The organism is Kribbella sp. NPDC051587, assembly GCF_044453945.1.
Lineage (GTDB): Bacteria > Actinomycetota > Actinomycetes > Propionibacteriales > Kribbellaceae > Kribbella.
Genome location: NZ_JBITDE010000019.1, coordinates 22738 through 37321, shown reverse-complemented (window position 1 = coordinate 37321; position 14584 = coordinate 22738). Strand labels below are relative to the sequence as shown.

Here is a 14584-nt window from a genome sequence, read left to right as displayed (position 1 = left end):
CCAGCGATACACCGTGTGTAACGCCACTGAGGATCCCGTCCCAGGTCAACCGCCCGAAGGGCCTGGGACGGGGTTCTCGTCCGCCGCCTAGGCGCCCCGGCCCGGCGTTACAGCAGAAGGCCCCCGGTTGACTCGCATCCCGGGGGCCTTCTCACGTCCTGCGGCTCATTTCCTGCGGCTTGCTACGAAGCCCGCTCGATCGGTCCCTCCGGCTCGGCCAGGGCGATCCGGTCCGCCGGCAGGCGTTCCGTCCGCTCCATACCCTCGCCGTCCTCGTACTGCACCAGACCGGTCCATCCCGTCTCCTCGTGCTCGCGGCCGATCAGCCAGCCGCGGCGCCACTGGCCGTCGGCGAGCACGACCACATGGCCGGGCAGCGGGAGTCGGGACACCAGATCGGCGCCGTGCTCGAACTCGTTCATGGCCGTAGGATAAGCGCTTTTCGCCGCGATGGCAGGTCCGAGCGTGTCTTCCCGCTTGGATACTGGACCCACCCCACCGCCCCGAACAAGGCTTCTTAGACAAGTTTCAAACGATCGATCTCTTCATCGCTGAGCACAACATCCAATGCAGCAAGGACTTCCGGCAGGTCATCAGCCGGTACGGCGCGTGTCGTCGACCGGCCATCGGCGTACTCGATCGTGAGCTCTTCACCGACCAGTCGCCGTACGACGCCGTCCGCGACGCGCATCACCACCGGGCGACCGGTGAACGGCGAGTTGGGATGGGTGGAAACGTAGTGGTGGTAGACCTCGTAATCGATCGGGCGGACCGGTTCGTCATTGGACGCGTGCTGCGGAATCCAGCCTTCCGCGGTCCGTTTCGCCAACGTCCACACGTCATTCTCGAGTGTCAGCTGGTGATCCCAGCCGCCTTGGTCGACGATCACGCCGTCCTTGAGTGGCGTGGGGTACAGCTGGCCGGCGCCGAATCCCACGTCGGCCAGGAATTCCTGGCCGTCGACTCCGACCTTGAGGAGTGCATGCGTGCGCGGTCCGGCCTTGTGGGGTTGGACTCTGGCCACTCGTCGATCCACCGTGAAGCCGAGTTGTTCAAGGGCTGCAGCGAAGAGCAGTGCGTGCTCATAGCAGTAGCCGCCGCGCTGCCGTCGTACCAGCTTGTTCTGGATGGCTTCGAGAGCGATACCCGAATGCGTGCCGAGGATGACATCGATGTTCTCGAACGGGATCGCCAGCACATGCGCGCGATGCAGGCTCGACAGACTGTCGGCGGATGGAGCGACGCGCGGGTGCCCGATTCGCTCGAGGTAGGCGGCCAGGTCGAGAGCCTCGATGTTCCACATGCCGCCCACCTCAACACCTCAAGTCGCCTTTAAGTCAAGCGCGAGACCTGGTAGTGCGCGATCAGGCCGTGGTTCAGCAGGACGCTGAGGTTGACCGTGAGCGTCGGGCGGTCGGTGAAGGCGAAGTCGACCGTCAGGTAGGCGAGGGTGAGGCCGTCTGCCAGCTCACGGGTCTCCAGTACGGCGTACTTCGCGGTCAGCCCGAGGGGTTGCGAGTCGTAGTACTCGGCGATCGCGTCGCGGCCGACGCCGTACGGGTGCAGGCCCTGGAAGATCGCGTCCTCGGTGAAGAGGGCGGCGACCGTCTTCGGGTCGTGGGCGGCGATCCCGGCCGCCCACTGGTCGAGGATTGCGGTGAGTTCGCTCATGACGTCAGTGTCCTGCCTGCTGGCCGCCGTCGACGTGCAGGATCTCGCCGGTGACGAACTTCGCGCTCTCCAGGTAGGTGACCGCGTCGACGATCTCCTCGATCTCGCCGAGCCGGCCGACCGGGTGCAGCGCCGCGAGGAAGTCGTGGGTCTCCGCCGGGTGCATCGGCGTCCGGATCACGCCGGGGGAGACGGCGTTGAAGCGGACGTTGCGCGCGGCGTACTCGATGGCGAGCGAGCGGGTGACGGAGTTCAGGCCGCCCTTGGTGAGCGCGGCGAGCGCGGCCGGTACGTCGCTGAGGGCGTGCTCGGTGAAGGTGGTGGTGATGTTGACGACGTGCCCGCCGTCCTCGTGGTCGAGCATCGCGGTGACGGCGCGGCGGGTGGTGTCGAAGAAGCCGCGCAGGTTGATACCGCTGACCTGGTCGAACTCGGCGTCGGTGTACTCGGTGAACGGCTTGGCGATGAAAACGCCCGCATTGTTGACCAGGGTGTCGATCCGGCCGAAGGCCTCGAGACCTTTCTCGATCACCGCGGTCCCGACGCCGATCTCGCCGATGTCACCGGGGACAGCGAGTACGAACGGGTCGTCGGAGGGGGCGATCGACCGCGAGTTCGCGACGACGGCGTACCCGAGCTTGCGGTACGCCGTGACCAGTCCGGCTCCGATGCCCTGCGACGCCCCGGTGATCACGGCGACTTTCTGGGTGTTCATAGCCCCTGCTTTCCTGAGTTGGTGTAATTCGATAGTTGTCGAACCATTCAGGCTTTTCCACGACCGGTCTTCTCCCAGTTGGGAGGCTGCGCCTACTACTGTTCGCAGGGTGGAACTTCGGCAGTTGCGGTACTTCGTGGCGGTGGCCGAGGAGCTGAACTTCGGGCGGGCCGCGGCGCGGCTGCACATCGCCGGCCCGTCGCTCTCGCAGCAGATCAAGTCGCTCGAGCGGGACCTCGGCGTCCGGCTCTTCGAGCGCGATCGCCGGACGGTTGCGTTGACCGCCTTCGGCGAGACGCTGCTGCCCCGGACGCGGGCGCTGCTCGAGCAGGCGGACGACCTACGCCGTACGGCGCGGGGCTTTGCGATGAGTGAGCCGGTCCGACTGGGTTACGTGAGCTGGCGGCCGGCCGATCTCGAGGAACGCGTGTCCGGGGTGGCGCGGCTGCGGGTCGACGCGTGGGTGATGCCGTCGCACACGCAGGCGGCACGGGTCTCGGAGGGGAGCATCGACCTGGCGATCTGCTGGGTCCGGGCGACCGACCTCGCCGAGCAGCAACTAACCGGTCGGTTGGTTGGCGCCGACCGCCTGGACGCCGTCTCGACCGGCGACGACTCGCCGGTGGCGGCCCGGGACACCGTGGTGCTCGTCGACGCCGACACGGCGACGTGGGCCGCCTGGAACATCTACGCGATCGAGTTCGCCCGCGCGACCGGTGCCACGGTCGAGCGGATCGACGACCATGGGATCACCGGCTCGGCGTTCTTCGATCATGTACGGCGGTTGGGCCGGCCCGTACTGAGTTCACCCAAGCGCGACGCGACTCCGTGGCCGAGTGGGTTCACCCGGCGACCGGTCGTCGATCCGGCGCCGGTGTGGACATGGGCCCTGGTATCGCGGTGGGACGAGTCGAACCCCGCCGTACTGGCCGCCGTTGAAGCATTGACCCGGGATGCCGCGGTGGAGTTCGGACCAGCGCCGTACTGGCTGCCGGAGGACGATCCGTTCCGGGCGGGAGCCTCGACGTACCAACCGTGAGGCCATTCGGTCTCGGTTTCACAGATTGTTCCGGACTGCGCCGGAACCGCATCCTCGCTGCACCAGCAGACTCCTGGAGGTCACTGTGCGGTGGGTGCGAGCGTTGGTCGGACTGGGATTGATCGTCGGCCTGGGGACGGTGGTCGTACCACCTGATCAGGCGGAGGCCGCGACACCTCCCGGGTACTGGGTCGAATCGGCGTACACGTCGGTGTTCAAGGACAGTGGACGCTCGGAGGAGGCGGCCGATGTCCTGAAGCTCGACACGGCGCGCAACGATTACGAAGGCGGCCAGGTCGTCCTGCGCGGACCGTCGGCATACACGATCAACGGGGTCGACTTCAGTGAGCTGGCCGGGCCGTCGGACAGCATCGCGGCGACGAATCTGTCGTACAACTTCGTCGGCTATCAGAGCCTGAACCGGAACTCGACGTTCGACGGCGTACAGCCTGCCTGGCACACGATCCGGGACGCGCCGGGGCTCTTCCCCGATCGGCTGGTCAACGACCCGACCATCGCCGTCGATGCGAACACCACGCAGTCGGTCTGGATCCGGGTGTTCGTGCCGGCCGAGGCCGCCGGCGGTGTGTACAGCGGGCGGGTCACGGTGCGGACCACGGCGGGGAACATCGTCGTGCCGTTGACGGTGAACGCACGGGCGGTGACGATTCCGCCGGCCAAGGACGGCGGCTTCACCAACGTGATGTGGCAGAGCACGAGCCAGGCGATCTACCCGGACCCGGCGATCACCGACACCATCGAGGAGATCTACAAGTACAAGAAGTACTCGACGAAGTGGTGGGAGCTGATCGACCGCCAGGCGGAGATCACCAAGCGCTACCGCGGGAACAGCGTGCAGGTGCAGATCCTGCGGTTGCTCATCGATGCGGGCAGCGTCTTCAACTCGTCGACCGGGAAGTACACGTTCAACTGGACCCTGGTCGACCAGCTGGTCGAGCACTACCAGGCGCACGGCGCGGTGAAACGCCTTGAAGGCAACGACCTGATCGGTAGCTCGCCGCGGTTCAAGGTGGCAACCTTCCCGACCACGCCGGGTGGCTTCCAGGTGTACTACGACTGGGATTCGCCGGCCGGCAAGAACTGGACCGACCAATACCTTCCGGCGCTGCGCGATCATGTGGCGGCCAAGGGCTGGCAGGACTTGTGGTTCCAGCACATCTCGGACGAGTCGCAGGACGTCGAGGAGTACAACGAGGTCGCCACCCGGTACCGCCAGCTGTGGCCGGGCATCAAGATCGCCGACGCGATCGTGAACGCCGGGGCCTTCGGAGTCGCCAAGACCGACGACATCGTGATTCCGAACCTGCACACCTACACCGAGAACCGGGACCCCTTCGACTACGAGCGGACCACCAACCACAAGGAACTCTGGTTCTACAACTGCAACATCCCCGTCTTCGGGCACCTGAACAGGTTCATCGACGAGGCGCAGTGGAACCAGCGGATGACGATGTGGCTGGCCTACAGCCGCGGCGCGACCGGCTACCTGCACTGGGCCTACAACAACTGGCGCTTCAAGATCGACGACCAGAAGCCCAAGGGGGACGGCTGGATCACCCAGCCGGATGTCGCCCGCAACACCCTCGAGGTGACGACGCGGTACGAGTCGCTGCGGGACGGGATCGAGGACTGGGAGGTGCTGAATCTGCTCGGGAAGACGAACCCGGGGTTGGCCCGTGAGCTGTCGCGGTCATTGGTTGAGATGAGCAACAACTACCAGTCGGACATCTCTTATATGCAACGGATCCGGGCGATGGTGCTGGATGCGGCAGCCGGTAAGCCGCTGATTCCGCAGGACCTTGCGGTCGGCAAGACGGCGACCGCTTCCTCAGGGGATGCGACGAAGGCGGTTGACGGGGATGCGGCGACGGCTTGGCAGCCGACCGGTACCGGCGAGCAGTGGGTGCAGGTCGATCTCGGGCGGCAGGTGCAGTTGAACGGAGTCCAGTTGTCCTGGACGGCTGCGCCCGCGTCGTACAAGGTGCAGTTGTCGTACGACGGGTCCTCCTGGTCGGATGCCCATGCGGTGAGCGTTGCGGACAAGGGATACTTCGCGGGGATCAACGGGAAGGCGCGGTACGTGCGGATCGTCGTACCGGCTGGAGGCGTTGGGCTTGCCGGGTTGGAGGTTTCGGGGGCGTACTTGCTGCAGCAGAACTTTGCCGGGGGCAAGAGTTACTCCAAGCCCGGTGGGACCTCGCCCGGGAACGATGACGCGGGCAAGGAGGCGACCGACGGCGTACTGTCCCATGACTGGAACGACCGGCGCGGGTTCGCTTATGACGTGCCGAACGACAACGTGGCGCACACGTACGACGTGACGGTCGACCTGGGTGTGGTCCAGACGGTCGGACGCGCCAAGGCGCACGCGTACGAAGACTTCCCGGGGTACCAGCCGGACCGGATCAAGATCTCGACCAGCGGTGACGGGCGGACCTACACCGAGGTGGCGCAGACCGGCGTGGACCGCGGGATGTACAAGATGTGGTACCAGGCGGACTTCGCGCCGACGCGGGCGCGGTTCGTCCGGTTCTCCTTCGTGAAGACGCGGTCCGGGGCGAAGTCGGCCGTCTACTTCGACGACCTCGAGGTGTACGGCGTGGGTTCGGTGCCCGCGGCAACTGAAGAGGTACCGGGGTCGGCCGGGTACAAGTTCGGCAGTCAGGAGTTGATGTTCGCGCCGACGACGACCGGTTCGTTGATGCGGTGGAACTGGGCGCCGGGTGTTGGGACGAAGACCGTCGACTGGGGCCAGGGGCCGATCGCCGGCCGCCCGTCCGGGTATGTCTGGCTCGACCAGCAGCACGCCATAGCCCGCAGTACCGACGGGAAGTTGTTGCACTGGTGGCAGGCTGACGGCCAGGCGCAGCCCTCGTTCGCGAACTGGGCCGGTGATGCGGCGTCCGACCCGGTGGCCGCAGTGTGGGGTGGACAGCAGCACATCTTCGCGCGGTCGAGTGATAGCGCGATCTCGCACTGGTGGTGGGATCCGGTCGACCAGAAGCTCCGGCTGGACAAGTGGTCCGGTGCGCCGGGGCCGATTGTCGGGAGGCCGGCCGTCTACACCTACCGCGACCAGCTACATGTTGTTGCCCGGGGCACCGACAATCACCTGTATCACTGGTGGTGGATCGCTGACGAGTTCGAGCCGCACTTCGCCGACTGGGGTGGCGAGACGTACTCCGACCCGACCGCGTTCACCTGGCAGGGGCAACAGCACGTGTTCGCCCAGGCGGCGGACGGGCAGTTGCAGCACTGGTGGTGGGACCCGGCCGATGGTCTGAAGCTGGACAGGTGGACCGGTGCGTCGGGGAAGTTCGTGGGTGCGCCGGCCGGGTTCGCGTTCGGTGAGGAGCAGCATGTCGTCGCTCGTGGCCCGAACAACACGCTGTACACCTGGTTCTGGGGCAAGGGGAACAACTTGGTGACCTTCGCCGACCGCGGTGGTGCGGCGTACTCGGATCCGGTGGCGTATCAGTTCGGGGACCAGCAGCAGATCTTCGCGCAGTCCGCGACGAACACGCTGTCGCACTGGTGGTGGACCCCGACGGAGGCCTGGCAGAACGACAACTGGGGTGGGAGCGTGCGTTACCAGCCCTGAGCCGTCGCGGTGGCCGGGGTGAGCCTGTAGCCGGTGTTCTCGGAGAACTCGGCCGACAATGCGAACCGGTCACCGCGCACGACGGTATGGCGCCACTCGACCGGGCGGTTCTGAGTGGTGCCCTGCCGAATGATCGAGAAGACAGCGGCCTCGGCCGGGCAGTGCAGCAGTGCACGCTCGGCCGGGGTCGGCATCACGGCGCGGATGTCCTCGCGGCCATGGTCCAGGCGGACGCCGGTGCGCTCGGAGAGTTCGTTGTAGAGGCTGGTGTGGGTGAAGTCGGCGTCCAGGAGTGGTTCGGCCAGGTCAGCCGGCAGCCAGACGCGGTCCAGCGCCAGCGGCTCGTCATCGGCGTACCGGAGGCGCTCCAGGTAGAACAGCGGGATGGACGCCTCGAGCTCCAGGCGGGCGGCGATGACGCCGTCGGCGCGGAGGTCCAGGACGCGGACCACGCTGTGCTGGTCGAGGCCGGAGGCCTCCACCGAGGAGAACAGGCTGTAGAGAGCGCCCATCGGCTGCCGGATCTCGGGGACGATCGCGACCCTCGGCTGGCGGCCGCGCTCGGCCACGATCAGGCCGTCGGACCTGAGTTGGCCCAGCGCCTGGCGCACGGTGTGCCGGCTCACCGCGTACGCCTCGACGAGCGCCAGTTCACCGGGGAAGGCCGCGTCGAACTCGCCCGCCCGCAGGCGCCGTACCAGGTCGGTCTGCAGTTGTTTCCACAACGGCTGCCCGCCTTCGCGGTCGAGCACAGTCATCTTGGTCGGACCTCCGATTTGCCAAATGTCCGGTCAGCTCTTAGCTTAAATGTACGCACATTTCTGCGGAGAGGAGCCGGGCTCATGGTGCAGGTCGAGGTTAGGTCACCGCACGGCCGCTCCGCCCCGCCCGCTCGCTCTGTGGGAGCTTCACGCCGCGTCCACCGTCGCCTCGGCTCTGCGGTGTGGCGGTTGCGAGGGGTCGGCGTGGTCGCGGTGCTGGTGGCGATCGCGGTGCCGCTGGGACGCCTGGTCCCGGTGGTCGGAGGGCCGGTGTTCGGCATCGTCCTCGGCGTCCTCGCCGGGCTGTTCATCCCCGCGTTGCGCTCCGAGGTGCTCCGCCCCGGCATCGACTTCGCGGCCAAGAACCTGCTGCAGTTGTCGATCGTCGTGCTGGGCACCGGCCTGTCACTCCAGCAGGTAGCTCATGTTGGCCTGTCTTCTTTGCCGGTGATGTTGGGGACGCTGGCGCTCGCGCTGGGTGGCGCGTGGTTGTTCGGGCGGTTGCTGGGCGTGCGCGATGACACGCAGGTGTTGATCGGCGTCGGTACGGCGATCTGCGGTGGCTCGGCGATCGCGGCCGCGACGGCGGCGATCGGGGCGCGGCGGTCGTCGGTGGCTTATGCCCTCGCGACGATCTTCACCTTCAACATCGTTGCTGTGCTGACGTTCCCGCCGCTCGGTCACCTGCTCGGGATGAGTCCGGAGGCCTTCGGGCTCTGGGCCGGAACGGCGATCAACGACACCTCGTCCGTGGTCGCGGCCGGGTACGCGTACAGCCAGAGTGCCGGTGATCAGGCGATCGTCGTGAAGCTCACGCGCTCACTCACGCTGATCCCGATCGTGCTCACGCTTGTTGCGCTGAAGGTTCGGCGCGAGAACCGCGCGGCCCGGGCGCTCGACGTACAGGGTGCTGCTGGGCAGGGACCTTCGTACCACGGGGCGACCGCGTCGACGCGTCGGCCGCTGCCGTGGAAGAAGCTCGTGCCGCTGTTCCTGATCGGCTTCATCGCCGCCGCGGGGCTGCGCTCGGCGGGCGTCGTACCGGACGCGTGGTTGCCGACGCTGAGCCTGATCGGGACCTGCCTGATCACCGCCGCGCTGACCGCGATCGGCCTGTCGCTCCGGCCGCGCGAGCTACGCGACGCAGGACCCCGGCCGCTCCTGCTCGGAGCGATCCTCTGGGTCCTGGTCGCGGTCGGTTCGCTGGTCCTTCAGTCCTTCTTCTCGTAAGCGGCCGGGCGGGTCTGCACCGCCTGGATCCGCGGTACGTCGAGCTTGTTGCTGCGGTCGAAGTTGTAGATCCCGTTCTCTTCCTGGAAGACGTCGGTGAGCTGCGTGTAGCAGTAGCCGAACATCAGCGGGTCGTCGAGCAGCGCGTCGACCAGCCCGGTGAAGCGGACGTAGAAGTCCTCCTCGTCCGCGACCCGCTGGCCGTAGCCCCACGAGTCCTCGCTGTTCCCGGACTTGCCCGCGGCGGCCTTCTCCGCGTTCCACCAGATCCCGCCGAACTCGCTGCAGAAGTACGGCTGACCGGCGTACGGCTGAGAGATCGGCCGGCCCTCGGGACCGCCAAGGTTCCCGTACGGCGTTCCGTCCTTCAGGCCGGCCATCTCCTGGGCGAACTCGGCCGGGTCCTGCGTGTAGTTGTGTGAATCCCACACGTCGGTCTCGGGTACGCGGTGCGAGTAGCCGGAGGAGTCCAGAACCGGTCGCGTGGAGTCAGCGGCCTTGGTGGCAAGGAACATCGCCCGCGTGACGTCGTCCAGCTGGGTGATCCGGTCGTGCAGCAACTGGTGCGTCTCGTTCAGCGGGCACCAGCCGATGATGCTCGGGTGGCTGTAGTCGCGTTCGACCGCCTCCAGCCACTGACCGACGTACGAGGCCGTCGGCTGCTGGTTGTCGTCACCGGTGTGCCCGACACCCGAACCCCAGTCGCCGAACTCGCCCCAGACCAGGTAGCCGAGGCGGTCCGCGTGGTAGAGGAACCGCTCCTCGAACACCTTCTGGTGCAGGCGCGCGCCGTTGAACCCGGCCGCGATGCTGAGCTCGATGTCCTTGACGAGGGCGTCCTCGGAAGGCGCCGTCATCAGGCCGTCCGGCCAGTAGCCCTGGTCCAGAACCAGTCGCTGGAACACGTGCTTGCCGTTGATCAGGATCGCCTGGCCGTTGACCGAGACCGACCGCAGGCCGGCATAACTGTCGGCCGTGTCCACAACGTTGCCGTCGGCATCGATCAGTTCGAGGGCGACGTCGTACAGGTGCGGGTCGGTGGTGTCCCAGAGCCGGACGCGGTCCGTGGGGATCTGCAGGGTGAGTCGCGGCGCGAAGTCGAGATCGGCGCGCACCTCGGCCGTCGTCACGTCGCCGTCCGCGTCACTGAGGATCGCGCGGATCTTGTAGCCGGGCTTGTTGGCCGACACCGGTACGGCGAGGTGGAACGCGGAGCCGGCCACATCCGGAGTGATCCGGGGCCGCTTGAGGTGCACCGTGGGGACGGCCTCGAGCCACACGGTCTGCCAGATCCCGGTCGTGCGGGTGTAGAGGCAGGAGTGGTTGTTGTAGAGCTGGCTCTGCTTGCCGCGAGCCTGCGGGCCCTTGTGGGTGTCCCGTGCCCGGACGACGATCGTCGCCTCTTCACCCGGCTTCGCGACCTGGCTCAGGTTGGCGCTGAACGGCGTGAACCCGCCGCGGTGCCGGACGACCTCAGTGCCGTTGACCCATACCGTCGCGTCGTGGTCGACCGCCTGGAAGTGCAGCACCGCTTCCTTGTCTGCCCACTCCTGCGGGATCGTGACCGTCGTGCGGTACCAGACCGCCTCCAGGAAGTCGACGTCCTCGATCCCCGACAGCTCGGACTCGGGAGCGAACGGCACCACGATCCGCCGCTCCAGCTCCCGTTCCCGCAGGCCCCGCTCCAGCCCGCTGTCCGAGCGATCGATCTCGAACTGCCACTCGCCGTTGAGATTCACCCACTCCGCTCTCACGAACTGCGGACGCGGATACTCGGCACGAGGCTGTGTCATCAGTACTCCCGATACGTGGCTGGGAACGGATCGATTTGACACTACAACGTTGGAATGCGCCCAGCAACAGCTGATTTCACCAGTTGGCTGGTCGTGCTCCGCCGGAACCAGGCGACCACCGCGGTCAGCACCAGATAGGTCAGCGGGATCGCCGGCGAGACCCCAAGCCCCACGTTCGTCACCGTCGCCCCCACCATCAACGCGGTCAGCCCCAGCGCCGCCGTACCGCACAACCGCGGGATCAACAGCCCGATCGCCCCCGCCACCTCAAGCGCACCGGTCAAATACCGCAACCAGTCGCCCGGCCCGAGCGTATTGAACATCTCCGTCATCGCCGGATCCCCACTCAGCTTCGGCAAAGCAGCCATCACGAACGCCGCCGCCAACCCCACCTGCACCACCCACAGCACCACACTCCCCACCCGAACCCGCCGCCCCGCACTCGCCGTCGTACTCATCACAACCTCCAAAGTCGTTGTCCTACTGACACCCCGACTCTCCCGCCCCCAGCCCCCACCCACATCCGTAGCCACCACGGATTAACCACCCGACCTCCTCAGCCACCCGCCTGCCCGGTAGGCCGGGGAGCAAAACTGACCTGTAGCGACAGGAAAGCACCCCAACACCACCGACCGTCGCGATCGCCCCGCCAAGCAGATTTGCGGAGTCCTACTGCCTCCCAGCGGCAGCAGACATCCGCAAAGCGCACCCCGACCGGTCGAGACGCTTTGTCGGTGGGAGCGCATAGGGTTGCGGCCGTGAGCGATGCTGTGGGGGAGATCGAGCGGGTGCTGAACGGTTCGCCGAGTGTGCTGGCGTTTCGGGCGCTGGGTGCAGCCTTGGGACGAGCGGGTGGGCCGGAGGGGCTTGTCGAGGCCTGTGCACACGGGCTTGCCGACTGGCCGGACGAGGTTCGGGAGGCGCCGTGGTCGTGGCTTGCCGGGCTTGAGGACGGGTACGTCGCGCCGGGGCTGCAGCTTGCTCGTTCGCTGGTGAGCCGGACGCCGCATCTCGGGTTGGCGGATCCGGCGATGCCCGATCCGGAGCAGGTGCCTGGCGTGACGAGCATCGACCTTGGGTACTTCGCGAGCGAGCAGTTGGCGGCGCTGATCCCGAGCCTGCCGCGGTGGGAACACCTGCGGGCGCTGAAGACGTGGCGTCTCACGGAGCTGGACACCGAAGTGATCGAGGCGCTGGCGGCTTCTCCGGCGCTCAATCGGTTGGAGTCGCTTGAGCTGATCGATATCCGCGAGGACTTCTTCCACTTCATGCCGCCACCGTTCCGGCCGCCGGCTGGGCGGCCGCTGCGGCTTCGTCATGTCGGTTTGCGTGCAGCTGATCTGACCTACCTGCTGCGCGCAGGGATCGTGCAGCGACTGAGTTCCGCGACGGTTCTCATCTCCAGCCTCGAGGAAGCACGTGAGCTTGCGGCGTGCCCTGAGCTTGCACAGCTCGAGCGGTTGACGATCGGCTTCCGCTGCGGCCGGAACGGTCGGCACCTGATGGGCGCGCTGACCGTCGGCAACGTCTTACCCGAGGATGATGAAGCCTGTACGGCGTTCTTCGCGGCCGCGCAGTTGACCAGGCTCAGCGAGCTCGGGCTGCAGGGGCCGCGTCGTGCTGGTAGGGAGGGGCTCGGGCCGGAGGGGTTGGCTGCGGTGGTCACGAGCGGGGTCATCCCGCAGCTGACCGCGCTGACGATCAAGACCCTCCCGCTTGGTGATGCCGCGCTGATCGACGTACTCGCGGCACTCGACCATGACCGGATCGAGAGCATCACGTTCGAGGACGTCGTACTCACGGACCTGGCGGCCGAGGGATTCGCCGGGACGTTCTCGGCCCTGCGCAATCTCGATCTCCGGCACAACTACCTGACCGAGTCCGGTGCGCAGCACCTCGCGCACGACGTCGATCTGCCGGCGTTGGAGCGACTCGACCTCTCCGGCGACCCGGGTGGTTCGCCGTACTACGGGCGCTCCGAGATTCAGCCGATCGGCGACGCCGGCGCCGTGGCCTGGGCCTCGTCGCACAACGCGATCAACCTCACCGAACTCCACCTCGCCGCGACCGGTCTCACCACCGCGAGCGTCCCCGAGCTGCTCAGCATCGGTCAGCTCGAGACTCTTGACCTCTCCTACAACCAGCTCACCGGCTGGCCCGCCGTCGGCCACCTCCCCGGCCGCAGCCTCAACCTCAAGGCCTGCGCCCTCACCGACGACGACATCGTCACGCTCACCAGCGCGACCGCCGAGCTCGAAAGCCTCAACCTGGCCTACAACACGATCGGCTCCGCGAAGGCGCTCGCCGCGTGGTCCGCCGTACCGGGGATGCGGGAGCTGAACCTCCACGACAGCCACCTCGACGACGCCAGCCTCACCGAGCTGGGCCTCGTCGCCACCAGCCTCGTCGAGCTCGACCTCGAGCAGGACGTCTGGAAGCTCGACCAGCGCCGGTCCGACGAACCGCTCCCGGCAGCGATCGCGGACCCGGCGTACTTCCCCAACCTGGACTCGGTCTTCCTGGGCCTCGTCGACCAGTACCACGGCTCTCGCCACTCCACCGGCTACCCGACAGAGCCGGTCCCAGCTCGCCCCGCCCTCCGCACCTTCCTCACCCACGCGGAGCTCGCCGAGGACTTCGGCGAGGAGCTCGCCGAACCTGCCGGGCCCAGCACCAACGACTTCCGGCCCACCCTCGCCGCCAACCGAGCCGACCGCGAAGCCGAATCCCGCGCCTTCGCCCGACAGCTCCGCGAAGGCTGACGCCGCCGATCGTCCTTCCCGTACTGACAAGGCGGTTGACGTTGAGCGAGGTTGGTTAGAGAATAACGACCGATATGGAAAATTTGCGAGGTAATACCAAAGCTGATTCTGGCCTCAGTGTCCGGGTTCGAGGGCTCCTGCCGACGCTCGCGCCGGCGGAGCGCCGGGTGGCCGAAGAGGTATTGCGCGACCCGGCTGGGGCTCCGCTGGCGACCAGTGAGGAGCTGGCGCGCCGGGCCGGTGTGTCGCTGACGACGGTCACCCGCTTCTGCCGGTCCCTCGGGCTGTCGAACTATCAGCAGCTCCGGTTCGCCCTCGCCGCGGAGGTGTCGCAGGACCGGTCCCACGGGTGGGCACCGGGGCATGGCAGCGACATCGGACCCGACGATCCGGTGGCGAACGTGGTTGCCGGGTTGCTGGCCGCCGAAGTCCAGGCGCTGGAGAACACCGCGGCCACCCTCGACCTTTCGATGATCGAGGCCGCGCTCGACGCGATCGTCATTGCCGAACGCATCGACATCTACGGCGTCAGCGGCAGCGGGGCGGCCGCGCAGGACCTTGGCCGTCGACTGCATCTCATCCGCCGACCTGCCTCCGCGTGGGTCGATCCGCACGATGCCCTCGCCAGCGCCGCACTGCTCACCGAAGGCGACGTAGCGATCGGGATCTCGCACTCCGGGCACACCCGTGACACGGTCGAGGCGCTCGCCACCGCCCGGGAGCGCGGTGCCACCACGGTCGCCGTCACCAACTTCCCCCGGTCACCGCTGGCAGTCGCGGCCGACCTCCCGCTGATCACCGCGGCCGCGGAGACCACCTTCCGTTCCGGTGCCCTGTCCGGCCGGCAGGCACAGCAGTTCGTCGTCGACCTGCTGTACGTCGGTGTCGCGCAGCGGACCTACGAGACCAGCACGGCCGCGATCGCCGGCTCCTCGGCCGCTCTCGCATCCCGCCGAGCACCCCGGTCGACCAACCGAAAGGACTGAAAACC

At 67.3% G+C, this 14584-nt stretch carries 12 protein-coding genes; 5 read left to right on the top strand and 7 right to left on the bottom strand.

Going from position 1 to position 14584, the window contains the following annotated elements; all coding sequences use genetic code 11:
• Window positions 1-182: 182 nt before the first annotated feature.
• From ACIA49_RS39395 to ACIA49_RS39380, 4 genes are all read right to left on the bottom strand, one after another.
• The gene (locus tag ACIA49_RS39395; RefSeq protein WP_396383437.1) at window positions 183-422 is read right to left on the bottom strand and encodes a hypothetical protein; all 240 of its coding nucleotides are present in this window, start codon (window positions 420-422) and stop codon (window positions 183-185) included.
• Between the two features lie 95 nt (window positions 423-517).
• Window positions 518-1303 carry an arylamine N-acetyltransferase gene (locus ACIA49_RS39390; protein WP_396383436.1) on the bottom strand — a complete coding sequence of 262 codons (786 nt, stop codon included), beginning with the start codon at window positions 1301-1303 and terminating at the stop codon, window positions 518-520.
• Between the two features lie 29 nt (window positions 1304-1332).
• Window positions 1333-1671: a YybH family protein gene (locus tag ACIA49_RS39385; protein ID WP_396383434.1), complete on the bottom strand. Its 339-nt coding sequence runs from the start codon at window positions 1669-1671 to the stop codon at window positions 1333-1335.
• Window positions 1672-1675: 4 nt separating this feature from the next.
• Entirely contained in the window at window positions 1676-2386 is a 711-nt protein-coding gene (locus ACIA49_RS39380; protein WP_396383432.1) for an SDR family NAD(P)-dependent oxidoreductase, read from the bottom strand.
• Between the two features lie 109 nt (window positions 2387-2495).
• On the opposite strand from ACIA49_RS39380, the gene ACIA49_RS39375 reads away from it, so the two are divergent.
• Both ACIA49_RS39375 and ACIA49_RS39370 read left to right on the top strand, forming a co-directional pair.
• The gene (locus ACIA49_RS39375) at window positions 2496-3425 is read left to right on the top strand and encodes a LysR family transcriptional regulator (RefSeq protein WP_396383431.1); all 930 of its coding nucleotides are present in this window, start codon (window positions 2496-2498) and stop codon (window positions 3423-3425) included.
• A gap of 94 nt (window positions 3426-3519) precedes the next feature.
• Window positions 3520-7047 (top strand): glycoside hydrolase domain-containing protein, encoded by a 3528-nt coding sequence (locus ACIA49_RS39370; RefSeq protein ID WP_396383430.1) that lies wholly within the window; start codon window positions 3520-3522, stop codon window positions 7045-7047.
• On the opposite strand, the gene ACIA49_RS39365 is transcribed toward ACIA49_RS39370, so the two are convergent.
• The gene (locus ACIA49_RS39365; RefSeq protein WP_396383429.1) at window positions 7035-7805 is read right to left on the bottom strand and encodes a GntR family transcriptional regulator; all 771 of its coding nucleotides are present in this window, start codon (window positions 7803-7805) and stop codon (window positions 7035-7037) included. The two genes, ACIA49_RS39370 and ACIA49_RS39365, sit on opposite strands and share 13 nt — an antisense overlap.
• A 141-nt stretch (window positions 7806-7946) precedes the next feature.
• Here ACIA49_RS39365 and ACIA49_RS39360 point away from each other — a divergent pair, with 141 nt between their 5' ends.
• Window positions 7947-9038: a YeiH family protein gene (locus ACIA49_RS39360; RefSeq protein WP_396383427.1), complete on the top strand. Its 1092-nt coding sequence runs from the start codon at window positions 7947-7949 to the stop codon at window positions 9036-9038.
• On the opposite strand, the gene ACIA49_RS39355 is transcribed toward ACIA49_RS39360, so the two are convergent.
• Together ACIA49_RS39355 and ACIA49_RS39350 are read right to left on the bottom strand one after the other, a co-directional pair.
• Entirely contained in the window at window positions 9020-10831 is a 1812-nt protein-coding gene (locus tag ACIA49_RS39355; protein ID WP_396383426.1) for a glycoside hydrolase family 2 protein, read from the bottom strand. The genes ACIA49_RS39360 and ACIA49_RS39355 overlap by 19 nt on opposite strands.
• 41 nt (window positions 10832-10872) lie before the next feature.
• The gene (locus ACIA49_RS39350; RefSeq protein ID WP_396383424.1) at window positions 10873-11289 is read right to left on the bottom strand and encodes a DoxX family protein; all 417 of its coding nucleotides are present in this window, start codon (window positions 11287-11289) and stop codon (window positions 10873-10875) included.
• 300 nt (window positions 11290-11589) lie between these two features.
• Between ACIA49_RS39350 and ACIA49_RS39345 the strand changes: the two genes are divergently transcribed.
• Together ACIA49_RS39345 and ACIA49_RS39340 are read left to right on the top strand one after the other, a co-directional pair.
• The gene (locus tag ACIA49_RS39345; protein WP_396383423.1) at window positions 11590-13593 is read left to right on the top strand and encodes a hypothetical protein; all 2004 of its coding nucleotides are present in this window, start codon (window positions 11590-11592) and stop codon (window positions 13591-13593) included.
• Between the two features lie 74 nt (window positions 13594-13667).
• Window positions 13668-14579, top strand: coding sequence for a MurR/RpiR family transcriptional regulator (locus ACIA49_RS39340; RefSeq protein ID WP_396383421.1), 912 nt, complete (start codon window positions 13668-13670; stop codon window positions 14577-14579).
• Window positions 14580-14584: the final 5 nt, after the last annotated feature.